The following is a 24,147-nucleotide window of genomic DNA, read 5'->3' as shown; positions in this document are numbered from 1 at the left end:
GATAACAGAACGGGCGTGCGCATCAAATAGGGGGTGTTGTTTTACTTATTCCATGCATGATAAAAGCGATCGTCAGGTTGATTTCTTCCTCGTCGTTCCAGTCCTTATCTGGCTGCAGCAGCAATCGATTCATCAAATAACCTACGACAGACGAGAGTGTGAAGCGTATAAGTGTGGGTGTAGGCACCTCGATGATTTCACCCTTTTCCTTAAAATGTTCAACAATATCAATCACGCGCTCAAGTATTTTGCTAAGAATATTCTCTACAAACTGCGCTCTAACTGTTGGCTGAAAAGGAATCTCCTGAATAAGAATCTTAAGAATTTTAAAATTCTTGCGGGCGAAATCCAGCCGATTGATCATAAATGCCCGCAGGAACTCCTCGAAGCTGTCGTAGGGCATATCAAGCACGCCGTTGAAATTCCGCAGCACAAAAGGCGCAAGCATGCGACTCATGGTAGGACCTACTATGGCAAGCAGCAGATCATTTTTAGTCTTGTAATAGCGAAAAATCGTTCCCTCCGCCACGCCCGCCTTCTGAGAAATTTCACTCGTGGATGTCGCAGAGTATCCTTTTTCGGAAAACACCTCAATCGCCGCTTGTAGAATAGAAATCTGCTTCGATGTCAGTTTCTCGTCTTTGCCAAGGGTCAGCAGCTCTTCTATCCACTGCTCTTCTATATTTTGTTCCGTAGAAACTTCCTCTTTCATTACAATAACCCTCCATGCTTGATTCATTTTGTTTCAATGATAATAGCTTTTGTGAAGTTACATTTTGCGATGCTTGCGCAGTGCCAATACATTCAGCAGCATAAATAGCAGCGAAAATCCTATAAGTACATAGACATCCATTGCAATTGCGCTCCATCCTTTGCCACGGACCATAATGTTCATCAGAGCTTCTGATCCGTAATAGATCGGTGTAGCGAGGCCAACGCGCTGGAGCCACAGTGGGAGGGTATCGAGCGGGAATAATCCACTGAGGAAGATTTGTGGCACTATAATGAGTGGAATGAACTGAATCATCTGCAACTCATTGGCTGCAAAAGCCGACAGCAGTGTGCCCAACGTCAGCGCTGTCATCGATAGGAGTAATGTTATCAGCAACACGTAACCAAAGCTGCCTGTCATCATAATGCCAAGAATCTGTATGGAATACCATGAGATCAATAGCGCCTGAAAAACGGTAAATATGCCGAAACCACATACATACCCGAGCACAATCTCCCATCTTTTTAATGGAGTCGAAAGTAGGCGTTCAAGCGTGCCTGTGGTTCGTTCCCTTAAGAAGGATACACCTGCAATCAAGAATACGAAAAAGAAAACAAATACGCCAATCATAATGGGACCGAAACGGTCGATCGTCTTCATATTCTCAGAACCGTAAAGATAGCTGATCTGCGGCTGTAATTGTTCCTTTGTACTTGGAAGAAGTTTTTGGGAGATTTGTTGCAGCGTCATGATTACTGCCTTATTGGCTGTAGGGTTGCTACCTTCTAACAGCACTTGAGGCGTTACTTGCGAATCTCCGGCGGTTCCGTTCAAAGTGATCAAAGCGTCAATTTTTCCTTCTACTAAAGCGCCTTTTCCCAGCTCTGCGCTGGCATATTCTTTGATGATGGCATTTTGTTCTTTTAACGCAGCTGACATATTTAGAGGTACACCGGACACACCGATTTTGGGTTCATAGGCGTCACCGTTGAAGACCAAGCTCATTAAGCTTAGAACGAGGAGTGGTGCAATGAACATTAATGCCATCGTTCTTTTATCATGAATGAATTGCCGCAAAATCCTTAAGGTGATCGCTCGGATTCTCATGAACGCACACCTCCATAATATAAAAAGGCTTCTTCAATAGAAGCTGAACCGGTGGCTTGCAGCAGTCCGGCAGGCGTGTCGGCAGCAAGCAGCTTGCCATCACGGATCATTCCGAGCCGGTCACATTTTTCAGCCTCATCCATGACATGCGTGGTCAGCACAATGGTGGTGCCTTTCTGGTTCAGCGCTTTTAGTTCCTTCCAGATGGATAGCCGCAGCACCGGGTCTATGCCAACTGTAGGCTCATCAAGAATAAGCAACGGCGGTTCATGCAGCAGCGCGATCGCCAATGATAAGCGGCGTTTCATCCCGCCGGAGTATTGGTCTACTCTTTTTCGCAAATGATCTTGTAAATTAACGATCTCCATTACGGCTGTGATGCGTTTGGAGCGTTGCTCCCCCTTTAGTCCATATAGCGCTGCAAAAAACTCCAGATTCTCCTTCGCGCTAAGCTCCGTGTACAAGGCATCAGACTGGGCCATATACCCAATCTGTTGCAGCATAGTCAGCTTCGGCATCGTCACGCCAAGTATTTTCACCTCGCCGGAGGTTACCTCATCGATACCTGTAAGCAGCTTCACTAATGTTGTTTTTCCTGAGCCCGATGGCCCTAGTATGCCAAAGGTTTCCGCACGTTCCACTTGAAGCGAAATATCCTCGAGCACCTGTTTCTCTCCAAAGGCTTTCCCGACATGGCTCACTGAAATAACTGGAACCTCTGAACCCATGTTTATCTCCTCGATTCTGAATGTTCTGGGATACTTACTTGAGTTGAAGGTGTAGAAGGTGATGGTGATGGTGATGAACTGCATTGCGTTAAACACTCTAATTATATAATGAGTGAGTACTCACTCATTACTGTGCATCAAAAGTTAGGAATTGTAAACCATATATTTTATACAAAGGTATCCCACAGTATTAGCTTAATCCCGATTGAGGTTTGTTAATTCAACATGTCCTTTTACTATGTATATAGAGATGATTTGAATGAAAGGCAAAAGTGCCACTAAATAGTGTCAGTCCGCCTAAACTAGGTAATAGAAAGGCATAAATGCCCTTAAATGGCGTCGATCCACTTAAATCAGCTAAAAGAGAGGCATATATGCCTCAAAATAGCACGGGCTTACCTAAACCAGACTAAAGAAGGGCATAAATGCCACTAAATAGGCATGATTTAGATAAATCAAGCAAAAGAACGGTATAAATCCCGTACAGTGAGCTCATTCTTGCTGAAGTCAGCTAAAGAACGGTATAAATCCCGTACAATGTACCCAATCCCGCTAAATTTAGCAAAAGAACGGTATAAATCCCGTACAGTGAGCTCATTCTTGCTGAAGTCAGCTAAAGAACGGTATAAATCCCGCACAATGTACCCAATCCCGCTAAAGTTAGCAAAAGAACGGTATAAATCCCGTACAATCAGCCGAATCTCCTAACCTTATGCAGAAACCGTCCCAACAGACCAGTTAGTTTTTAAATCGTAAGCAGCAGCCACATAATTGATAGCAGACTCTCGCCAGCAACAAGCTTCCCCCACGCGCCAAGCGAACTCTGCAATATACTCACCGTGCCCAGCGACCTCCTCAACAAGCTTCCCCACGCGCCCAAGCGAACTCCACATATACTCCACGTGCCCAGCGACCTCCTCAACAAGCTTCCCCACGCGCCCAAGCGAACTCCACATATACTCACCGTGCCCATCGACCTCAGCAACAAGCTTCCCCCACCCGCCTGCAATCTCAAACTAGTCCCTGCATCACACTAAATCCCAAACAATTCTCCAACTAAATAAGGTAGCCACACCAAGCACCTTTTTACGAAAAGAGGCTGTTTTTGCTCTTTAGTTCATTTGGTTTAGAGCAAGAAAATTGTTAAATGAGCTAATATACCTGATTTTTTTAAAAAAAGAATACTAGTTAATATTTCCATTACATTCCTCTGCAACAGAATTGACAATTGTAGACGAAAATGACATTAGCAGTTACCTATACGAAAAGGGTGAATCTAATTGAAAAACAGTAAATGGATTAGCGCAACGTTGGCTTCAGCACTTCTTGCAACAGTAGGCGTTGGAAGTGTATCTGCAGCTAGCACCGGCAGTAATGTAAAATCTGTAGCTACCAATCAAGTCGCTGCTGTTACAGCAGTTAAAGAAGGTACAACTACTTGGAATGTAAACGGAACGCCGATTGTGTTTAACACCATTAACAGCAGTGGTTACAAGCTTTACTCGCTGACTCAGGTAGCTGGTGAAATTGGGGCTAAGGTAGTACTGGGAACAAGCGGGTTTGAACTTAACGACAGCAAAGGACTACATAATGTGCAACTCAAAACAGGCTCAAAGAGCTATCAAGTAGATGGTAATTCCGAATCGTTCACAGTGGCTCCAGTGTTTTATAACGGTAAAACCTATGTAGAGCTGACTAAGTTAGTTATTGCATTAGGTGGAGAGCTGGACGCTGATGCTAGCACGATTTTGAGCTTTGCACGTCCGGAAGGATTGTTTGATACTTTGCACTGGACGGCAGCTGGTAACCTGATTGCGAACAAAAGTGATGCTGAAACTACTCAGCTTATCAAATTCAGTACAGAACCAGGTAACTATGAAGTGTTTTCGTCAAATGACAGTGCGGTGGACTTTGCAGTATCGCCGGATCAACAGTGGGGAGCTTTTAATGATGAGAAAGGTTTGCTGAATCTGATTAACTTGTCTAGCGGAGCTGTTAAAACACTAGGCACCGACAATAGCGTGAAGACAGATCTGGTTTGGTCCAAAGATGGGAAAAGCATTTATTTCATCCAAGGAGACAAGCAAGAAAAAATCGCTAAAATCTCAGTAGAGACTGGTGATGTTAAATCCGTATTGGCTGACAAGGTTGAGAATAAATCTGAACTGCGCATTTCTGCTGACGAAAAAAGTGCCGTTTATATTGTTAATTTGACGGGTGTTGCTAAAAATGATGCAGACAGCACAGAAGATTCTCTTACGGTAGACTTCAGCTCGGCAGGAGAGCAGCTTTATAAGCTTGATCTGGCTACAAAAGATGCTAAACCAGCTGCATTAACAACCACAGCAGATAACAAGCTTTATCCAGAGATTTTGGCTGATGGAAATGTGGCATACCTGAGCGCAGATGCAGACGGCAATGAGAAGAATACCCTAAAGCTTGTAAAAGCGGACGCAACCAGCACTAATATTGCACTTGATATCGAAGTGAATTGGTCCACTGGCGTTAGCAATGGTTTGGTAGTGGCAGGTACTACGGCAGACGGAAGCACAGTGATCTATTCTATCGATGGTAGTGGTGCAAAGACCGAACTGTTCCGTACGGCTGAAGATGTATCTGAAGTATCTGTATCTAAAGACGGAAGCAAGCTTGCGATTGTGAGCGGCGACAGCGTATGGGTTATCCAAGGCGGTAAAGGGCTGCAACTGACTAAATAATGATTATCCCAAACATATTTTAACGGCCTAGAGCCGAGAGGAGAAAATAGTACAATGAAAATCTTCAAGAAATTAACAGTAACGGCTTTAACAGCCGTAATCGCGGTAACCGCATCTTTTGCAGGGATTGCAGCAGCAGCAGATTCACTTAGTGGCAAAATCACCGTTAACGGTTCAACCGCACTTCTTCCATTGACCTTGCAAGCGGCAAAAGAATTCCAAAAGCTGCACCCTAAAGTAAAAATCGCAGCATCTGGTAAAGGTTCTGTAACTGGACCACAAGCTGTGAAAAAAGGCATCGCTGATATCGGCGCATGCGACTGGGATGCTAGCATCGACGTACCAGGCTTCAAAGCTTTTGACGGACAGGTAGCGAACAAAGTAGCTGTCATTCCTTTTGCAACGATTGTAAACAAAAATGTGGGTGTAGATAACCTCACAACAGAACAACTTAAAGGCATTTTCGCTGGCAAAATCACCAACTGGAAAGAAGTAGGCGGCGCAGATGCAGATATCGTTGTCATCACTCGCTCTTTCGGTTCTGGTACCCGCGTTAACTATCAAGCTAAAGCCTTGGATGGCGGAGATATCGTTAAAAAAGCTAAGAACTACAAAGAAACAGGTTCATCCGGCGACATGAAAACAGCAGTAGGAACTACTCCTAACTCCATCGGTTATATCGACCTTGTTTATGTAAGTGGCGACGTAAAAGCAGTGAAACACAACGGTATCGCAGCTACTACAGACAACGTAATTAACGGTTCTTATAAGATTTGGGCTTATGGTTACTACATGACTAAAGGTCAACCTACTGGCGCAACTAAAGAATTTATCGAATACGTACAAAGCAAAAAGTTCCAACAAGGATCTCTGAAAAAGCTTAAATTCATTCCGATCGCAGCAATGAAGGGTTAATAACATCTGAAGATCATATTGAACGGTAACAGCGGCCAGCCCCGATTTTGATACGGGGTTGGCCGCTTACAGGAGGGAAAGTATGGGGGCACCAGTCCACAACCTGGCAACTAAGGTTAAGGAGGGCGTTACAGAAGTTAGCGCCAACTCCAAACGTCACAGTAGACATATGTTTAGCAACCGATTATTCCGCTTTTATTTCTTATTCAGCATTCTTGCACTTTGCTTCGTGCTTGGACTTGTAACTCTATTTATCGGCAAAACGGCGCTGCTTCTGTTTGGTCATCTCTCGCCTGCGGACTTTTTCTTTTCTTTTAACTGGACGCCTGAAGAGGACTCCTTTGGGGCTGCTGCCTTCATTGTAAATACACTTTCACTGACGGCTTTGACCCTGCTGATCGCAGTACCTATTTCTGTGGGTATGGCCGTGCTCTGTGCGGAGATTGCTCCGAAGTGGATGAAGACCTTCATTCGCCCGGTGCTCGATTTGCTCGTTGGTATTCCTTCTATAGTATATGGTTATTTAGGCTTAACGGTATTACTTCCATTTCTTCGTAGAGTTAGTGGGGAGAGCTTGGGCGATGGATTACTGGCTGCGGCCCTCGTGCTCGCATTAATGGTCCTGCCAACAATTTGCCGAATCAGTGATGATGCAATTGTCGCTGTTCCTCGCAAATATCGGGATGCTGCGTACGCTCTTGGATCTACCCGTCTGCAAGTTATTATGCGTGTTGTTTTGCCTGCGGCTAGCAGAGGAATTATCTCCGCGGTCATTCTCGGGATGACTCGTGCTGTGGGGGAGACAATGGCTGTAGTTATGGTTATCGGAAACACACCACAGTTGGCAAAAACCTTATTTACACCTGCCTCGGTCTTGACTAGTAACATCGTTATGCAAATCTCGAATGTAGAGTTTGAGTCAACCTGGAATTATGCCCTACATATGATGGCCTTTCTTCTGCTGGTGATTTCCTTTGTACTGATTCTGATCATCCGCGTGCTGGGTAGAAAAAGGAGGGATGCAGCGTGAACGGATTCGCAAGTACAAAGCATACAGCGCGTGCTCAGAGAAGCAATAAGATGGCGACTATAGGGTTTTATACGCTTGGGGCTTTAGTTATGCTGCTAATCTTCTGGCTGCTCTTCACGATTCTTAGTAAAGGTCTGCCAGCACTGCGGCCTGACTTCCTGATTAAACAGCCTGAAGAGATTGACGTAGGTGGCGGGATCGGTCCTGTACTTTTCAACTCTTTTTATATTTTGTTCATCTCGCTGCTTATTTCCGTCCCTATCGGTTTAGGTGCGGGGATTTATATGGCGGAGTATGCTCCGGATAATGCTTTTACAGGCGGCCTGCGTATATGTGTAGAAGCTCTCTCTTCGGTTCCTTCAATTGTATTTGGTATGCTTGGACTTGCGATATTTGCTGAATATTTTGGAATCGGCCTGACGATTCTTGGCGGTGGGGTAAGCTTGGCGCTTTTGAATCTGCCTATGCTTGCACGTGTGACGGAGGAAGCGGTTCGTGCTGTTCCTAGGGAGATGCGTGAAGCTGGATATGCACTGGGCATGACTAAATTCCATGTGATCCGCACAGTAGTTCTACCCGTTGCAATGTCAGCCATTGTTACTGGGATTTGTCTCGTTGCTGGACGCGCCTTCGGGGAGTCTGCGGTTATTATCCTTACCGCTGGCCTCAGTACCTCGGGCGAAATGTGGGACTTTAATCTGTTCTCGCCGGGAGAAACCCTGGCAGTGCATCTATGGTATGTACAATCCGAAGCAATTGTAGAAGATGCGCGGCAAATCGCTGACAAATCAGCGGCAGTACTCGTATTTGTAGTTCTGTTTATTAACTTTGCCTTCCGTTTTCCGCTCTGGCTCGGAAATCGCCGCAAAGGGCGCTGATTCCGCTAATATAGGAAGACATGCATAAAAAACTGTCTCTCGGCGAGAAATCGCCGTGAACAGTTTTTTTATTCCCGATTAAATAAGCAAAGGTACTCTCATCCTTCGATAAAATTGCTAATGCGCGTGTCTTTTGAGTAATTAGATTGGCCACGCTTAGCTTATAGAAAACTGAAAAAATTCCCATATTTAAAAATCAGAAATGGGAATGTGAAGAGTAATAGTCGATGAGTAGTGAGCGATGAGTAATGAGTAGAGAGTGATGAGTGGTGAGTGGTGAGTGGTGAGTGGTGAGTGATGAGTGGTGAGTGGTGAGTGATGAGTGGTGAGTGGTGAGTGATGAGTGGTGAGTGGTGAGTGGTGAGTGGTGAGTGGTGAGTGGTGAGTGGTGAGTGGTGAGTGATGAGTGATGAGTGAGTAATGGTGATAAGAGTGGTTTTTAATTGCACTTTATACACTTATTTTTGATGGGGATAGGTTTGTTTGGGTTTAATTGTACTTTGTGCAGTTAAAAATGGTGAAAAGGCCATTCTAGGCGTAAATCTGAGAATATAAGTGTATGAAATGCAATTAAAGCGAGTTTTGGAGGTAAAAGGGTACTTTTAGTTGCAGAAAATGCAATTAGATAGCATGTAGCGGCGTTTCTCCGGAAAATTAGCCGTAATGTTCTAATGCGGCGAGGGATGATGTGGAACTGACTCATAAAAACTGATCAACGATTGCTAAGCTTCACATAACCCTGAGCTCCACCCAACCCCTCCCCTGAACACAGAAACAGCCTTCCCGAAGGAAGGCTGTTTCTATATGACGTCCCGGAAGGGATTCGAACCCCCGACCGTGCGCTTAGAAGGCGCATGCTCTATCCAGCTGAGCTACCGGGACATGGTTGCTGGCAGAAAAGCAAGCAGGAGTTATCATATCATATGGGGTGTTTTTTTTCAAGCTGTTTTTTAAAAAGAGTACGGGGTATGCTATAATCTACAATTATTAAGTTTCGGAAGAAGCTTAAGGTATTAATAACTTTTATAATGGTTAGGATTCCATTCACATAAGTAGACATAAGGAGGTGCCCTCATTAAACATTCGGATTCCCCCGCCACCAAAGAGAATATCGTCCTTTTCCCCAAGACACTGGACTATTATCAAATCCAGCTGACGGTGATGCTGGAAAGTGAACGCTACGGGGAAGCGATGGAGCTGCTTCGTTTTTTGCTGCAGTGTCAAGGACAGGAAGAGCGAAATTACGAGGAATGGCGGTCCCTGCTGGAATGGCTCGAAACGGCATTTCCTTACGCGTCCCAGAATGGAGATGCGGAGGGAGCTGTTCACCCCGAAGACGAAGATTTAAGGGAAGAGGATATGGCCCGCTTTTTGGCCAAATCTAAAATGAACGAGGATACGGGGTATCCCAAAAAGCTGCTGCAGCGGGTGATGAACGAGCCTCTGTCTGAGGCGACAATACTTGCACTAGAGCAGCTATCCTATCTGGAAGGTGGCGGCGTTGACGAGGAGCTGACCACTTGGCTACAGGGGGATAATGTTCATCCACTGCTGCAATTTCGGACCTTGCAGACGCTTAAGCGGCGTGGGATGCAGGGAACAGTGAAGCTGATTCGCGGACATGAAAAGGTACTTGTAGAGATCGAGAGCGTGCCACTGCAGACGGAGGATTTTCCTCCGCAGGTGAGTCATGTGCTGGAGCGGGTAGCCGGGCAGGCTGAGGTGCATGAGCCTACGCTGTATTATTTTGCACAAGAGCTCTGGGGCCAGTTCATCATGTCGATTTATGGGTCGGATGAATATCGGAAATTGCTGGAAGGCGAAGACGTTTTGCTGGATATTTGGGCAGGAGCGTTGCACCAATTTGTTTCTGAGAGTTTAAACGGCTCCCGACAAGAGGAAGAGACACGTGGAATGTATGGCATCACAGACGGCATGCGCTTTCAATTTGAGGGAGCTTATCGTGCTCTCAAGGGTTTTGTAAAGACTTCTCTACTTGATAAATAAAGTAATGTTGTATATAATATAATGGTTATTCTGTGCGTGGATTGTATCATTATTTGAAGTAAACTTGTGAACCTATATTTTGGAGGGAAAAGTATAATATGAAAGCAACATGGGAAAAAATAGAGAAGAACCTTGGAGTTCTTGAAGTAGAAGTAGACGCAGAACGCGTAACAGCAGCACTTGATAAAGCTTTTAACAAAGTCGTTAAAAAAGCTAACGTACCAGGCTTCCGTAAAGGTAAAGTACCTCGGCCGATCTTTGAATCCCGTTTTGGTGTAGAAAGCTTGTACCAAGATGCAATCGACATTCTTCTTCCTGAAGCTTACGGTGAAGCAGTTGAACAAACTGACATCTTCCCTGTAGACCGTCCTGAAGTTGATATTGAGCAATTTGCTAAAGGCCAATCCTTTATCTTCAAAGCGAAGATCACAGTTAAACCTGAAGTGAAGCTCGGCGATTACAAAGGTCTGGAAGTTCCAGTACAAAAAGCTGAAGTGACTGAAGAAGAGTTGAGTGCTGAACTTGCTCGTCTGCAAGAACGTCATGCTGAGCTTGTAGTAGTTGAAGAAGAAGCAGCAGCTAACGGCGACATCGCTGTAATCGATTTTGACGGATATGTTGATGATGTACCGTTTGAAGGCGGAAAAGCTGAACGTCACTCTCTTGAGCTTGGCAGCAACTCCTTCATTCCAGGATTCGAAGAGCAAGTGGTAGGAATGGCTACTGGAGATTTCAAAGATGTTGAAGTTACTTTCCCTGATGAATACCATGCAGAGAACCTTGCGGGTAAAAAAGCAGTATTCAAAGTGAAGCTGCACGAAATCAAACGCAAACAACTTCCTGCATTGGATGATGAATTCGCTAAAGATGTAAGTGAATTCGAAACTTTGGATGAGTACAAAGCAGATTTGAAGGCTCAGCTCGAATCCCGTAAAGAGGAAGAACTGAAAGGCCTTCGTGAGAATGCAGTTGTTGATAAAGCAGCAGCTAACGCTGAAGTTGAAATCCCTGAAGCTATGATCAACAGTGAAGTTGAGAATATGGTTCGTGACTTCGACACTCGTCTTCGTCAACAAGGTATGAACATGGATATGTTCCTTAGCTTCTCCGGCCAAACTCGTGAAGACTTGCAGAACCAAATGAAAGGCGATGCTGAAAAACGCGTTCGCAACAACCTGGTATTGGAAGTTATCGCAAAACAAGAGAACATTGAAGTTTCCGAAGAAGAAGTTAACGAAGAGTTGGCTACTATGGCTGAAGCTTACAAACGTACTCCAGAAGAAATCCGCAGTATCTTGGCAGCTAACGGTTCACTGGGCAGCTTGAGCGAAGAGCTTTCGTTGCGTAAAACCATTGATTTCCTTGTTAGCAATAGTGTAGAAGTTGAAGCAGTAGAAGAAGCACCAGCTGCTGAAGACACTAAAGCTGAGTAGGATATTTTAAAATTATAAGAAGGTATAAGTTTCACTTTATACTTTATTCTTATAATTCTCGCATAAACGCTTACCGTCCTTAAAAGGACGCCAAAGGCGTTTTAGCTTGACACTACCTAGAACGGCCAGTTACACGGCCTCCATACAGATATGATAAGGCACGTAAGTTTCGTTACGTGCCTTATTTTTATCCTCGGCCGCAAATATATGTGACTACATAGGTATCCGTATGAACGTATGGCAATAAGGTAATAGGGGCGGTAACGTCACAATTCACAAGCAGCGGACTGTTCACTGTGGTGAAAAAATGACATCGCGCCGTGAACGTGTTAAAATATTTCTGAAACGATAAGACTAATCTGTACAGAGAAAAGAGGTTGGTGGCATGAGTCTGGTACCAATGGTTGTGGAATCAACAAGTCGTGGAGAACGTTCGTACGATATCTATTCCAGATTGCTCAAGGATCGCATCATTTTCTTAAGCAGTGCGATTGACGATGATGTCGCCAATCTGGTTATTGCTCAATTGCTGTTTTTGGCAGCAGATGATCCCGAGAAGGACATTCACTTGTACCTCAACTCACCCGGTGGTTCAGTAACAGCCGGCATGGGTATATACGATACGATGCAATATATCAAACCGGATGTTTCAACCATTTGTGTAGGGATGGCAGCAAGCATGGGATCGCTCCTTCTAACAGCTGGGGCGCCGGGCAAAAGATATGCGCTGACCAACAGCGAAGTTATGATTCATCAACCGCTCGGCGGTGTTCAAGGTCAAGCGTCTGATATTTGGATTCACACTGACTGGATCCTCAAGACGAGACAGAAGCTGAATCAAATTTATGTAGATCGCACAGGTCAGCCCCTTGAAAAAATCGAACGGGACACAGACCGCGATAACTTCATGAGCGCGGAAGAAGCCAAGGAATATGGGCTTATTGACCAGGTTCTTTCTTCACCGATGAAATCTTAAAGGGGTGGTTAGATGTTTAAATTTAATGATGAAAAAGGGCAATTGAAATGTTCTTTTTGCGGTAAATCACAAGAGCAGGTTCGTAAGCTTGTAGCAGGACCGGGCGTTTATATATGTGACGAATGTATCGAGCTTTGCACGGAAATTGTGGAAGAAGAGCTCGGTCATGAGGAAGAGCTTGATCTGAAGGACATTCCAAAACCAAAGGAAATTCGCGATATTTTGGATCAATATGTAATCGGTCAAGAGCAAGCGAAGAAATCTCTTTCTGTAGCGGTTTATAACCACTACAAGCGTGTGAACAGCCAAAGCAAGATCGAAGATGTTGAGCTGACGAAGAGTAATATCCTTTTGCTCGGTCCAACAGGTTCTGGTAAAACCTTGTTAGCACAAACGATGGCGAAGATTATCAACGTTCCTTTTGCTATTGCAGACGCTACTTCCTTAACGGAAGCTGGTTATGTCGGCGAGGATGTTGAGAACATTCTGCTCAAACTCATTCAAGCTGCAGATTACGATGTGGAGAAAGCCGAACGCGGCATTATCTATATTGATGAAATTGATAAAGTAGCACGTAAATCCGAGAATCCGTCCATTACTCGTGACGTTTCCGGCGAAGGTGTACAGCAAGCGCTTCTGAAGATTCTGGAAGGAACTGTTGCTTCTGTGCCTCCGCAGGGCGGACGTAAGCATCCTCATCAGGAGTTTATTCAGATCGATACGACGAACATCCTGTTCATCGTTGGCGGTGCCTTTGACGGTCTGGAGCAAATGATTAAACGCCGTATCGGTAAAAAAATCATTGGCTTCAACGCAGCAGTTGAAGGACAAAAGGATCTTAAGTCTGGCGAATATTTGTCGATGGTATTGCCTGAAGATTTGCTCAAATTCGGTCTTATTCCTGAATTTGTAGGCCGTCTGCCAGTCATCTCGACTTTGGAGCCGCTTGATGAGAATACGCTTGTACGTATCCTTTCCGAGCCTAAAAATGCACTCACTAAACAATATATCAAGCTGCTGGAAATGGACAACGTAGCGTTGAAGTTCGAACCATTGGCACTCGAAGCAATTGCCAAGGAAGCGATCAAACGTAATACGGGAGCCCGTGGACTGCGCGCGATTATTGAGAGCATCATGCTCGATGTGATGTATGAAGTTCCTTCACGCGATGATATTAAGGATTGTGTGATCACGGAACAGGTCGTTCAGGAGAAAGCTTTGCCTGAGCTCAACCTTAAGAAAGACAAGAAGAAAGAGGAAAGCGCGTAAGCCGCTTTTCCTTAACAATACATGTCACAGTCTCCACCTTTCTTCCGCTTATCCCGCTTCACATTAGCGGGAGCGAAGGGGTGGAGCTTTGGCGTTATGGGGGAGAAAAATCATGTTCTTGAGACACCAAACCCGTCCTGTCAATGTTGGCGGGCTCATTATTGGGGGAAACAACGAGGTTGCGATTCAAAGCATGTGTACAACCAAAACCGCTGATGTGGAGGCTACTGTAGCTGAAATATTGCGGCTTGAGGAAGCAGGCTGCCAGCTAGTACGCGTAACTGTCAACAATGAAGAGGCGGCTGCCGCAATCAAGGAGATCAAGAAACAGATTCATATCCCACTCGTAGCGGATATTCATTTCAACTATAAGCTAGCGTTGATGGCTATTGAGAACGGCATCGATAAGGTACGGATTAATCCGGGGAACATTGGTCGTCGCGAAAAGGTAGAAGCGGTAGTTAAAGCATGTAAAGAAAAAGGAATTCCGATTCGGATTGGTGTAAACGCCGGTTCTTTGGAGAATCACCTTTTGGAGAAATACGGATACCCAACCCCAGAAGCTATGGTAGAAAGTGCGTTATACCATATTGGGATTCTGGAGGAACTGGATTTCCACGACATTATCGTTTCTCTAAAAGCATCCGATGTGCCAATGGCCATCGAAGCTTACCGTCAGGCTGCGGAAGTCATCCCTTATCCGCTGCACTTGGGCATTACAGAATCTGGCACATTATTTGCTGGTACAGTGAAGAGTTCCGCAGGTATTGGTGCATTGCTCTCTATGGGCATCGGCAGCACACTGCGTATCTCGCTTAGTGCCGATCCGGTTGAAGAGGTTAAGGTGGCGCGTGAGCTGCTGAAGACGTTTGGTCTGATCTCTAACGCGGCGACGCTGATCTCTTGTCCGACTTGCGGACGGCTGGATATCGATCTTTTCTCCATCGCTAATGAGGTGGAAGAATACATTTCGAAGCTTAAGGTGCCTATTAAAGTTTCCGTCCTTGGCTGTGCTGTTAACGGTCCTGGTGAAGCACGTGAAGCAGATATCGGTATTGCTGGCGCTCGTGGGGAAGGTTTGCTTTTCCGCTACGGACAAATGATCCGTAAAGTGCCTGAAGCTGAACTCGTAAACGAGCTGAAGAAGGAAATTGATGCGATTGTGGTGGCTTACGAGGCAACGGGCGAAATCCCGGGCCGCGCCCACGCTAACCTTGCACCTCCGGTGCAGTCGAAGTAACTTGGTCTGAATGGTATTTATAAGAATTTTCAATCTCATAATATTATAAACACTTCTTAGCATCGTATAGTAATTTTGGGCGACGTTAGGTAAGTAGTGATCTAAGTGGCGAAGAACGTCCTGTGCAGTTCCGGTATATCCGGGGCTCATGGGGCGTTTTTTTTGCGTTTATTTCCATTTTGGAGGAAGGGATGAGTAAACATGAACTATGAACAAGCCCATGAAAAATTTATTTCGCATCATCTTGCAAGCAGAACGGGCGAACGTCGGGGGAGGCTGGAGAGAGGTCATGGCCACGCCGAGAAATTATTTTTGCAGAATGTCTGGTGGCCGCTTTGTGGTGAATTCAATGATCTTCATCCGGAGTATGAGGTGCTGGATTTACAAAGACGAGCTTATTTTGCTGATTTTGCTTTTTTGCCGGGGCCGATCAAGCTTTTGTTTGAGATCAAAGGGTATGTAGCTCATGTAAGAGACATGGATAGGCTGAAGTCTTGTAATGAGCTAAATCGTGAAACTTTTCTGTACGGAATGGGTTATCAAGTATTTTCATTTGCCTATGATGATGTTGAACAGCGCCCTGAGTTATGTGTTACACTGCTGCGTTTGGCGCTAAGCTGCTACCAAATTGTAGATGCACCGCGTGGCAGACTGCTAATCGCTGAGAAGGAAATCATGCGTTTAGTGATGCGTCAAGCTGGGGTGATACGCCCTAAAGAAGTCGCTGATTATTTCACGCTAGATCCCAAAGCAGTACGCATGATGCTAAAGAATCTCTGTGAAAAAGGCTGGCTTACTCTTGTGAAGAGGGGAATCGGCGTCAAAAATGTTGAGTATAACTCCTCACTCCTCCTTATTCCTTCCTCTCCAACCTCCTCAACAATCTCCTTTTTAAAATTTACCTAAGCTACATTCGTACTCCCCACACTCATTAATGCCCTTATAGTTAATTACCGGAGTTTATCCTACTGCAACAATTCAACAAATCCTTAAATTCGCGTTTACTAATTACCGAAACGGCTATACTACCTAATAGTAGCCAAGGGTGGAAAGGTAGACTGAACGAAACAGGAGGATGACCTATGGAATTAAGTATAGTTGTGATGATCGTGCAGCTCTTTTTCGCGCTGGTTATCGGCGTATACTTTTGGAATCTGCTGCGGGGTCAGAAGACAAATAAGACAGCGGTAGAACGAGAGTCGCGCAAGGAACTGGACAAGTTACGGAAAATGCGGATGATTACATTAACTAAACCATTGTCGGAGAAAACACGTCCGGCTTCTATTGGAGATATTGTCGGGCAAAAAGATGGGCTGCGCGCCCTGAAAGCCGCACTTTGCAGCGCTAATCCGCAGCATGTGATTATTTATGGTCCGCCGGGAGTGGGCAAGACTGCGGCAGCGCGTGTTGTCATGGAAGAGGCGAAAAAGAATGTGCTTTCTCCTTTTAAAAGTGATGCCAAATTCACAGAGATTGACGCCACTACCGCTCGTTTTGATGAGCGTGGTATTGCTGACCCGTTGATCGGCTCTGTGCATGATCCTATTTATCAAGGTGCAGGGGCCATGGGTGTGGCGGGTGTGCCACAGCCGAAACCGGGCGCGGTCACTAAGGCGCATGGCGGGATTCTTTTTCTGGATGAGATAGGAGAGCTTCACCCTATTCAGATGAATAAGCTGCTTAAAGTGCTTGAAGACCGGAAGGTCCTGCTAGAGAGCGCTTATTATAATTCGGAGGATAATAATACTCCGGCTTATATTCATGATATTTTTCAAAATGGATTGCCTGCTGATTTCCGGCTAGTTGGCGCTACTACGCGCTCTCCGGATGAGATTTCACCTGCGCTGCGTTCGCGCTGCATGGAGATTTATTTCCGCCCGCTGCTGCCGGATGAGATTGCCGTCATCGCGCGTGACGCGATACAGAAAATTGGGCTTAAACCAAGTCCGGAAGCAGTCACTGTGGTGCAACAGTATGCAACCAACGGCCGGGAAGCAGTTAATATGATTCAACTGGCTGCTGGGTTAGCCTTAACAGAGCAGAGAGATACACTAAATGCTGCTGATGTAGAATGGGTAGCAGGTAGTAGCCAGCTTCCGCTGCGTACGGAACGCAAGATTCCTTCGGCACCGCAGATTGGATTAGTCAATGGTCTTGCCGTGTATGGGCCGGGGATGGGGACTCTGCTCGAAATCGAAGTTTCCGCAGCGCCTGCTGTGAACGGCCAAGGCAGACTGAACGTAACCGGTGTGGTGGATGAAGAAGAGATCGGTGGAGGCTCCCGCACGATTCGGCGAAAAAGTATGGCAAAGGGTTCGGTTGAGAATGTATTGACTGTACTACGTACGATGAATCTGGAGCCCGATCGTTATGATCTACATGTGAATTTCCCAGGGGGTACACCGATTGACGGACCTTCTGCTGGAGTTGCGATGGCAGTAGCAATTGTCTCCGCTATTCGTGGACTTCCCGTGGATAACACGGTAGCGATCACAGGTGAGATAGGCATCCATGGTCGAGTTAAGCCAGTGGGCGGTGTAATTGCCAAAGTAGAAGCTGCTTTTCAAGCTGGTGCCACTACAGTGCTTATTCCAAAAGAAAACTGGCAGTCTCTCTTCGCTGACCTCGCGCCATTACGCGTTATTCCAATGGAAACAGTAGAAGAGGTGTTCCGTCATCTGTTTGGTGCCGATACAGCAGATGTAAGGTTGCCTGCAGTTGCTGGAGAGCTGTTCTCCGCTGCACCTTCACTCCTGAAGGCCGATGCGGCTGGTGAATCTGCAAAGGGTTAAACTAAATTGATCCCTAATTCGAAGAATAAGGTGAGATTTGTCGCTGTAAAATAAAGGAGGCTGCAGGCAATTCTGCTGCTTCCTTTTTAAATGCTACAAGAAAGGTTGTCTCTATTTAAGGAAAAGCAAGTCGGTTCTTCTTGAAATCTAAGGACTCTGTTGGTGTTTTGGGGCTGCTTTTGTTAGAATGAATGCATATGAGATTAATTGAGAGCCATGGGAGGTGCGAAAGCGATGATGACAAATAAAACAAAAGGTCGTCGTTTTCCTTTATTGCCGCTAAGAGGGCTTCTTGTGTACCCAAGCATGGTTCTTCACTTGGATGTGGGCCGTGAGAAGTCAGTTCGGGCGTTAGAGAAAGCTATGGTTGAAGATAATTTGATTCTTCTTTGTTCCCAGTCGGAAGTGAATATTGAAGAGCCAGGTCAGGACGATATTTTTCGGGTCGGTACTGTTGCCAATGTGCGGCAAATGCTGAAGCTTCCAAACGGTACGATACGTGTACTGGTTGAAGGTGTAGAACGGGCCGAAATTATTAATTATATCGATAATGATGAGTACTATGAGGTTATGGCGCGTGAGCTGCCGGAAGATGAAGATAGCGATCAAGAATGTGACGCGCTGATGCGTACAGTACTCAATCAGTTCGAACACTATATTACGTTATCCAAAAAAGTGACCCCAGAGACCCTCGCTGCTGTATCCGATATAGAAGAGCCTGGTCGACTTGCGGATGTCATTACGAGTCATTTATCGCTAAAAATTAAGGATAAGCAAGAAATTCTCGAGACAATTGATGTCAGTAAACGGCTGGAGAAGCTTCTTGATATTCTTAATAATGAGCGTGAAGTGCTGGAGCTTGAACGTAAGATCAATCAACGTGTCAAAAAGCAGATGGAAAAGACGCAGAAGGAATATTATTTGCGTGAGCAAATGAAAGCGATCCAGAAAGAACTCGGTGAGAAGGAAGGCCGGGTAGGAGAAGCGGAAGAGCTGCGGACGCTAATGGAAGAGAAAAATGTTCCGGAACGCGTGAAAGAAAAGATGGAGAAAGAAATCGACCGTCTGGAAAAAATGCCAGTCAGCTCTGCGGAAGGCGGCGTTATTCGCAACTATGTAGATTGGCTGCTCAGTCTCCCTTGGAGTGAACAGACAGAGGATGATCTTGACATCAAAAAGGCCGAGCAGGTACTTGATGAGGATCACTACGGTTTGGAAAAACCGAAGGAACGGGTATTGGAATATTTGGCCGTTCAGCAGTTGGTTAAGAAGCTTAAGGGTCCGATTTTATGTCTTGTAGGTCCTCCAGGGGTGGGAAAAACCTCACTGGCTCGTTCCATCGCCCGCTCGCTCAACCGCAAGTTCGTCCGTATCTCGCTAGGCGGTGTACGTGATGAGGCGGAGATTCGAGGTCATCGACGGACTTATGTAGGTGCGATGCCGGGCCGGATTATCCAAGGCATGAAGACGGCGGGTACGATTAATCCGGTTATCCTATTGGATGAAATCGATAAGATGGCTGCGGATTTCCGTGGAGATCCATCTTCAGCGCTGCTTGAGGTGTTGGATCCAGAACAAAACAACACGTTTAGTGATCATTTTGTAGAGCTGCCGTTCGACTTGTCGAACGTAATGTTTGTAACAACAGCCAACGTAGTGCATAATATTCCGCGTCCTTTGCTGGATCGAATGGAAATGTTGTTCATTCCGGGATATACGGAACTGGAGAAACTGCAAATCGGCAGCCGTTATCTATTGCCTAAGCAGAAGAAAAACCACGGTCTTGCAGAAGATCAACTGATTATCGAAGACGATAGTTTATTACGCATTGTCCGCGAATATACCCGTGAATCCGGTGTTCGTAATTTGGAACAGCAGATTGCAGCATTATGCCGCAAAGCTGCGAAACAAATCGTGTCTGAGGAAAAAGAGAAAGTGGTCATTCTTCCTGACGACATCAAGGATTATCTTGGGGCTTCCAAATATCGTTACGGTATGGCCGAGCTTGAAGATCAGATCGGTACGGTCACTGGGCTGGCTTGGACTGAGGTTGGCGGTGATACATTGCTGATCGAAGTTACGGTTGTGCAGGGAACAGGTAAACTAACCCTTACCGGACAGCTTGGCGACGTAATGAAAGAGTCGGCACAGGCCGCATTCAGCTATACTCGTTCGAAGGCGGAGGAGCTGGGCCTCCAGCCCGATTTTTATGAGAAGATTGATATTCATATCCATATTCCGGAAGGTGCAATTCCGAAGGATGGTCCGTCTGCAGGGATTACGATTGCAACCGCATTGATCTCCGCGCTCACGAAACGTTATGTTTCGAAGGATGTGGCGATGACAGGTGAAATCACCTTGCGGGGACGTGTACTGCCAATTGGTGGATTGAAAGAGAAATCCCTTGCGGCTCACCGAGCTGGATATAAAAAGATCCTTCTTCCCAAAGACAATGAACGGGATTTGAAAGATATTCCTGAGAGCGTACGTAATGATGTTGAGTTCGTACCAGTATCTAATATGGATCAGGTCTTGCATCATGCGTTAGTTGAGCATCATAATGAAATTAGCAGTGAGCCACCGAGTAGTGTGCATTAGAAAGGAAGTCCTATGAAAGTTAATATTGCCGAATTTATTATCAGTGCCGTTGGCCCTGATCAGTACCCTGATGATTCCTTGCCAGAGGTTGCTCTGGCAGGGCGTTCCAATGTGGGGAAGTCTTCCCTCATTAACCGAATGATTAACCGTAAGAATCTGGCTCGGACAAGCTCCACGCCTGGTAAGACACAACACATGAACTATTACCGTATCAATGAAGACAGCATGTATTTTGTTGACTTTCCAGGTTACGGGTATGCCAAGGTTTCCAAGACGCAACGCGCGGTATGGGGTAAAATGGTTGAGAAATACCTCTCTGAGCGCGATACGTTGAAGCTTGTTCTGCTTATTGTGGACCTGCGGCATTCACCTACCAGCAATGATAAGATGATGTTCGACTGGTTGAAGCATTACGATCTTCCAATGTGTGTTGTAGCGACCAAAGCGGATAAAATTCCGAAGACGCGCTGGCAAAAGCATATCAAGACCATGAAGCAGGAGCTGGGCGTGCTGCCAGGGGATAATTTTATTCCATTTTCCTCGGAAATTGGTCTCGGCAAAGACGAGCTTTGGGGCTTAATCGATGGGTATATTCGCCCTTCTGAGAATGAATCTCCGGATTCAGAGGATGCTGAAATGATAGCAAATGAATCTCAGCAAGAGGATTCAACCGAAGCGTAAGATAAGAACTCATTTACAATCAAGCAACCATTCCTAGTACGAATGGTTGTATTTTTTTGTTTAAAACTAAAATTTCTATGGAAAAGGACCGATAGATAACATATGATAGATATTCATTGCCACATCTTACCCTTTTTGGATGACGGAGCCTCTGATTGGGAAGCCGCTCTTGCCATGGCGCAAGACGCCCACAGAGAAGGGATTACTTCAGTCATCGCCACGCCACATCACGCCAACGGTCAATATATGAATAACGCCCCCAAGATTAGAGAAGCTGTGGAGCTGATGAACGAAAGACTTCGTCAGGCTGGTAATCCACTGCTTGTTCTTCCAGGTCAAGAGATCCGTATCTACGGTGATCTGCTGAATGATCTGGAGCGGGGGGAATTGCTGAGTCTTGCAGATTCGCGGTATATTTTACTGGAAATGCCTTCTTCACGAGTACCACGTAACATGGAAGAAATCTGCCACGAGCTGATCATTCAAGGTTTCGTTCCGGTCATCGCCCATCCGGAACGCAATGCTGAAATAGCTGCTGATCCTTCTAAACTAGAGAGATTGATAGAGCTAGGATCACTAGGGCAGGTAACCGCACAGAGTCTTGCAGGCGTTTTCGGGAATAAGCTTCAGAAGCTGTCACTGGAGCTATGCCGTAGAAATGCAGTACATGTATTGGCCTCTGATGCACATGACAGTGTTCATCGTCCATTTGGATTAAACACTGCTTATGTGGTTATGGAGAAAGAACTAGGCCCTGAGCTGCGCGACTATGTTTGCGGCAATGCTCAGCAAATTATGACCAATGGCGAGGTTATTCATGGAAAACACGTACAAACAAGGAGAAACCGACAAAAATTGTTTGGATTTTTTTTCCGAAAGGGCTGACTAATCTACCTAATAGTGGTAGAATGGGTTTTATTGGGTGATTTAATGCTAAACGCAATAGTGTAGCATTTGGGCGAATGGTTCTAGGTCTATGGTAGTACAATATTTTATTACATAAGAAGAGGTGGATATTTAGTGACTTTGAAAAAGAAACTAGTAGTATCAACATTAGCAGCAAGTATGGTAGCAGCATCCGTAGCGGGTCTTCCGCTGGGTAGCCTTGGTGCGGTAGGTACAGCATCTGCGGCTACAGTTAGTAGCAGTACCGCAGTTAAGGAAAAAGTTCTTGCTGTTTACAAACAATTGTCCGCAACAGATGCAGTTTATCTCTACAATTTGAAGACTGAGGTTGCAGCGCTGGATGAGGCGACTTTCGAAAAGATTTTTGCTCCAATTCTGGATAAGCTTGCTTTGGAGCCAGAAGAAAAGACAACATCTCTTAAATTGTTCCAAAGCGTTACTAGTGTAGTCTACGACGTCTATGGCAATGACTTCTCTGGAATCCAAGTTATCCGTAACGATGACAAAAACATTGCTTTGGTTAGCAAAATTGCAACTAAAGCGGGTGTGTCTGGACTTACTGTTGATAGTGTTGCTGAATTCTTGAGCAGTATTGAAACAGAACTTCGTACACTGGTAGGCAGCAAGTCATCGGCAGATTTGTTGGCAATTCTTACTTCTGAATCTGGTTACGATACTTTGTTGGATGAAGCTATTGCAAAAGTATTGAGCCACACAACAGGAACAGGAGCACTTACAGTAAGCCAAGCGTTGGACAAGCTTGGAGTTAGTGCTAATGATGTGAAGCAAACACTGAAAAACCTGAACAATACGATTAAATCCGCGAAACCTGCGGCAAAATCACTTGCTGTTGCTTACGTTAAAGCCTATGGATTTAGCGATGGTAACGGTAATGGTAACAGTGGAAGCGGAAATGGAAGTGGAAGTGTTACAACGCCTGTAGCTCCTGTTCAAACTCCAGGAATCTATGATGTATCCAAACTTGTAAGTATTGTTGATGGTAAAGCAACTGTGAAATTGGTTGATGCTGATGTAATTAAAGAATTTGATAAGCTGGTTGCAGCGAACCCTGGTAAAACTGGTCTTACTTTGACCCTGAATCTGGGAACAGTAAACGCTACTACAGTTGAAGTTCCACTTTCCCAAGCTATTATTGAAGCTGCGAAAGCTAGAGGTATTGCAAATATCGCAATTACTTTCAACGGTGTAACTGTAACGATTCCTGTAAGCCAATTCAGCACAGCGATTTCATTGACAGTAACTACTGCTAAACCAGAAGTTGTAACTTCCGTTACCAAGCTGAAATTGGCTTCGGATGTGTATGAATTCGCACTAAGTGTAAACGGTGTAGCACAAAGCACATTCAAACAACCAATAACTATTAAATTGCCACTTAAGAATACTGATGGTCTTGATAAAGAATTGCTTTCCGTTGGTAAACTTGTATACGGCAACCTGCAGTTCCAAGGTGGAGTTCTTGATGGAGATTTCATCGTAGAACCACGTGATACATTCTCTTCTTACGCAGTACTTGAGAATAAAGTCTCCTTTAATGATATTGCTGCTGTACAAGCATGGGCTGGCAGACAAATTCAAGTCGTAGCTGCTAAAGGCGCGATTGAAGGAGTAGGAGCAGGTAAATTTGCACCGAAGAGCAATGTAACTCGTGCTGAGTTCTCTAAAATGCTGATTCGTGCGCTTAACCTGGAAAACAACTCTGCAGTACAAAGCTTTAGCGATGTAAGTTCAACTGCTTGGTATGCACCATATGTAGCAGTTGCAGCAGAAAAAGGGATTATTACTGGACGCAGTGCGGCCAAATTTGATCCTAACGCAACTATTACACGTGCAGAAATGGCAACAATGATCTCCCGTGCGTTGAAATCTATCAATCCTGATGCAAAGACTGATTCTACTGCAATCAGCAAATTCTCCGATGCTGCTAAGATCAGCGCATCCCTAAGAGATGGCGTAGCGTTTGCAGCAAGCCACAACCTGGTTATCGGAAATGCTGGCAAGTTCAACCCGAACGATACAGCTACCCGCGCTGAAGCAGCAGTAATTATCTACCGTACTATTAACTTCAAGTAAATAAAACTTATAGTAGACAGCCTCCTCTCATGTAGGTGAGAGGAGGCGCTTTTTTTGCAAATAGGGA

Annotated in this window: 20 protein-coding genes and 1 tRNA gene; 15 read left to right on the top strand and 6 right to left on the bottom strand. The window is 45.3% G+C overall.

Annotated features, from left to right (window positions below):
- Positions 1-22: 22 nt before the first annotated feature.
- The 5 genes from MHI51_RS24855 to MHI51_RS24835 all read right to left on the bottom strand — a co-directional run bounded on the left by MHI51_RS24855 (position 23) and on the right by MHI51_RS24835 (position 3,449).
- Entirely contained in the window at positions 23-712 is a 690-nt protein-coding gene (locus MHI51_RS24855; protein ID WP_405173327.1) for a TetR/AcrR family transcriptional regulator, read from the bottom strand.
- A 57-nt stretch (positions 713-769) separates the two neighbouring features.
- Positions 770-1,819: an ABC transporter permease gene (locus MHI51_RS24850; protein ID WP_076277516.1), complete on the bottom strand. Its 1,050-nt coding sequence runs from the start codon at positions 1,817-1,819 to the stop codon at positions 770-772.
- Entirely contained in the window at positions 1,816-2,547 is a 732-nt protein-coding gene (locus MHI51_RS24845; protein WP_076129437.1) for an ABC transporter ATP-binding protein, read from the bottom strand. Before MHI51_RS24845 ends, MHI51_RS24850 begins: the two co-directional genes overlap by 4 nt.
- Before the next feature lie 455 nt (positions 2,548-3,002).
- Positions 3,003-3,185, bottom strand: coding sequence for a hypothetical protein (locus MHI51_RS24840; RefSeq protein WP_405173326.1), 183 nt, complete (start codon positions 3,183-3,185; stop codon positions 3,003-3,005).
- A gap of 72 nt (positions 3,186-3,257) precedes the next feature.
- On the bottom strand, positions 3,258-3,449 hold the full coding sequence (locus MHI51_RS24835; protein ID WP_405173325.1) for a hypothetical protein: 192 nt from the start codon (positions 3,447-3,449) through the stop codon (positions 3,258-3,260).
- Positions 3,450-3,827: 378 nt separating this feature from the next.
- On the opposite strand from MHI51_RS24835, the gene MHI51_RS24830 reads away from it, so the two are divergent.
- The 4 genes from MHI51_RS24830 (at position 3,828) to pstA (ending at position 8,087) form a co-directional block, all read left to right on the top strand.
- Positions 3,828-5,264 (top strand): stalk domain-containing protein, encoded by a 1,437-nt coding sequence (locus tag MHI51_RS24830; RefSeq protein WP_405173324.1) that lies wholly within the window; start codon positions 3,828-3,830, stop codon positions 5,262-5,264.
- A gap of 54 nt (positions 5,265-5,318) precedes the next feature.
- Complete coding sequence (locus MHI51_RS24825) at positions 5,319-6,179, top strand: phosphate ABC transporter substrate-binding protein (protein WP_038573065.1); 861 nt, start codon at positions 5,319-5,321, stop codon at positions 6,177-6,179.
- A gap of 82 nt (positions 6,180-6,261) precedes the next feature.
- The gene (pstC, locus tag MHI51_RS24820) at positions 6,262-7,209 is read left to right on the top strand and encodes a phosphate ABC transporter permease subunit PstC (protein WP_076277514.1); all 948 of its coding nucleotides are present in this window, start codon (positions 6,262-6,264) and stop codon (positions 7,207-7,209) included.
- Positions 7,206-8,087 (top strand): phosphate ABC transporter permease PstA, encoded by an 882-nt coding sequence (pstA, locus tag MHI51_RS24815; RefSeq protein ID WP_076277513.1) that lies wholly within the window; start codon positions 7,206-7,208, stop codon positions 8,085-8,087. Before pstC ends, pstA begins: the two co-directional genes overlap by 4 nt.
- 808 nt (positions 8,088-8,895) lie before the next feature.
- Here pstA and MHI51_RS24810 read toward each other — a convergent pair.
- Positions 8,896-8,969: transfer RNA gene (locus MHI51_RS24810), tRNA-Arg, on the bottom strand.
- A 279-nt stretch (positions 8,970-9,248) separates the two neighbouring features.
- On the opposite strand from MHI51_RS24810, the gene MHI51_RS24805 reads away from it, so the two are divergent.
- The 11 genes from MHI51_RS24805 to MHI51_RS24755 all read left to right on the top strand — a co-directional run bounded on the left by MHI51_RS24805 (position 9,249) and on the right by MHI51_RS24755 (position 24,080).
- Complete coding sequence (locus MHI51_RS24805) at positions 9,249-10,094, top strand: hypothetical protein (protein ID WP_036685042.1); 846 nt, start codon at positions 9,249-9,251, stop codon at positions 10,092-10,094.
- A 98-nt stretch (positions 10,095-10,192) separates the two neighbouring features.
- Positions 10,193-11,527 (top strand): trigger factor, encoded by a 1,335-nt coding sequence (tig, locus tag MHI51_RS24800; protein WP_036685045.1) that lies wholly within the window; start codon positions 10,193-10,195, stop codon positions 11,525-11,527.
- Between the two features lie 385 nt (positions 11,528-11,912).
- Positions 11,913-12,503 (top strand): ATP-dependent Clp endopeptidase proteolytic subunit ClpP, encoded by a 591-nt coding sequence (clpP, locus tag MHI51_RS24795; RefSeq protein WP_076129430.1) that lies wholly within the window; start codon positions 11,913-11,915, stop codon positions 12,501-12,503.
- Between the two features lie 12 nt (positions 12,504-12,515).
- Positions 12,516-13,772 (top strand): ATP-dependent protease ATP-binding subunit ClpX, encoded by a 1,257-nt coding sequence (gene clpX, locus MHI51_RS24790; RefSeq protein ID WP_405173323.1) that lies wholly within the window; start codon positions 12,516-12,518, stop codon positions 13,770-13,772.
- A 112-nt stretch (positions 13,773-13,884) separates the two neighbouring features.
- Positions 13,885-15,012 carry a flavodoxin-dependent (E)-4-hydroxy-3-methylbut-2-enyl-diphosphate synthase gene (ispG, locus tag MHI51_RS24785; RefSeq protein WP_036685055.1) on the top strand — a complete coding sequence of 376 codons (1,128 nt, stop codon included), beginning with the start codon at positions 13,885-13,887 and terminating at the stop codon, positions 15,010-15,012.
- A gap of 201 nt (positions 15,013-15,213) precedes the next feature.
- The gene (locus MHI51_RS24780) at positions 15,214-15,918 is read left to right on the top strand and encodes a hypothetical protein (protein ID WP_405173322.1); all 705 of its coding nucleotides are present in this window, start codon (positions 15,214-15,216) and stop codon (positions 15,916-15,918) included.
- Positions 15,919-16,094: 176 nt separating this feature from the next.
- Positions 16,095-17,804 carry an ATP-dependent protease LonB gene (lonB, locus tag MHI51_RS24775; RefSeq protein ID WP_038573063.1) on the top strand — a complete coding sequence of 570 codons (1,710 nt, stop codon included), beginning with the start codon at positions 16,095-16,097 and terminating at the stop codon, positions 17,802-17,804.
- A gap of 234 nt (positions 17,805-18,038) precedes the next feature.
- Positions 18,039-20,402 carry an endopeptidase La gene (gene lon, locus MHI51_RS24770; protein ID WP_076129428.1) on the top strand — a complete coding sequence of 788 codons (2,364 nt, stop codon included), beginning with the start codon at positions 18,039-18,041 and terminating at the stop codon, positions 20,400-20,402.
- Between the two features lie 12 nt (positions 20,403-20,414).
- Positions 20,415-21,083, top strand: coding sequence for a ribosome biogenesis GTP-binding protein YihA/YsxC (gene yihA, locus MHI51_RS24765; protein ID WP_076277511.1), 669 nt, complete (start codon positions 20,415-20,417; stop codon positions 21,081-21,083).
- A gap of 102 nt (positions 21,084-21,185) precedes the next feature.
- Complete coding sequence (locus MHI51_RS24760; RefSeq protein WP_342410100.1) at positions 21,186-21,968, top strand: CpsB/CapC family capsule biosynthesis tyrosine phosphatase; 783 nt, start codon at positions 21,186-21,188, stop codon at positions 21,966-21,968.
- A 135-nt stretch (positions 21,969-22,103) separates the two neighbouring features.
- Positions 22,104-24,080: an S-layer homology domain-containing protein gene (locus MHI51_RS24755; RefSeq protein WP_342410099.1), complete on the top strand. Its 1,977-nt coding sequence runs from the start codon at positions 22,104-22,106 to the stop codon at positions 24,078-24,080.
- Positions 24,081-24,147: the final 67 nt, after the last annotated feature.

Origin of the sequence: Paenibacillus sp. FSL H8-0260 (assembly GCF_045040625.1) — a bacterium.
Taxonomy (GTDB): domain Bacteria; phylum Bacillota; class Bacilli; order Paenibacillales; family Paenibacillaceae; genus Paenibacillus_AQ; species Paenibacillus_AQ odorifer.
The sequence above is the reverse complement of the archived record's forward strand: the minus strand, read 5'-3'. Positions and strand labels throughout refer to the sequence as shown.

Bases quoted from the DNA above. Each gene is read 5' to 3' on its own strand.
- MHI51_RS24855 (WP_405173327.1), bottom strand. From the start codon at position 712: ATGAAAGAGGAAGTTTCTACGGAACAAAATATAGAAGAGCAGTGGATA.
- MHI51_RS24850 (WP_076277516.1), bottom strand. From the start codon at position 1,819: ATGAGAATCCGAGCGATCACCTTAAGGATTTTGCGGCAATTCATTCAT.
- MHI51_RS24845 (WP_076129437.1), bottom strand. From the start codon at position 2,547: ATGGGTTCAGAGGTTCCAGTTATTTCAGTGAGCCATGTCGGGAAAGCC.
- MHI51_RS24825 (WP_038573065.1), top strand. From the start codon at position 5,319: ATGAAAATCTTCAAGAAATTAACAGTAACGGCTTTAACAGCCGTAATC.
- pstC (WP_076277514.1), top strand. From the start codon at position 6,262: ATGGGGGCACCAGTCCACAACCTGGCAACTAAGGTTAAGGAGGGCGTT.
- MHI51_RS24805 (WP_036685042.1), top strand. From the start codon at position 9,249: ATGCTGGAAAGTGAACGCTACGGGGAAGCGATGGAGCTGCTTCGTTTT.
- tig (WP_036685045.1), top strand. From the start codon at position 10,193: ATGAAAGCAACATGGGAAAAAATAGAGAAGAACCTTGGAGTTCTTGAA.
- clpP (WP_076129430.1), top strand. From the start codon at position 11,913: ATGAGTCTGGTACCAATGGTTGTGGAATCAACAAGTCGTGGAGAACGT.
- clpX (WP_405173323.1), top strand. From the start codon at position 12,516: ATGTTTAAATTTAATGATGAAAAAGGGCAATTGAAATGTTCTTTTTGC.
- ispG (WP_036685055.1), top strand. From the start codon at position 13,885: ATGTTCTTGAGACACCAAACCCGTCCTGTCAATGTTGGCGGGCTCATT.
- MHI51_RS24780 (WP_405173322.1), top strand. From the start codon at position 15,214: ATGAACTATGAACAAGCCCATGAAAAATTTATTTCGCATCATCTTGCA.
- lonB (WP_038573063.1), top strand. From the start codon at position 16,095: ATGGAATTAAGTATAGTTGTGATGATCGTGCAGCTCTTTTTCGCGCTG.
- lon (WP_076129428.1), top strand. From the start codon at position 18,039: ATGATGACAAATAAAACAAAAGGTCGTCGTTTTCCTTTATTGCCGCTA.
- yihA (WP_076277511.1), top strand. From the start codon at position 20,415: ATGAAAGTTAATATTGCCGAATTTATTATCAGTGCCGTTGGCCCTGAT.
- MHI51_RS24760 (WP_342410100.1), top strand. From the start codon at position 21,186: ATGATAGATATTCATTGCCACATCTTACCCTTTTTGGATGACGGAGCC.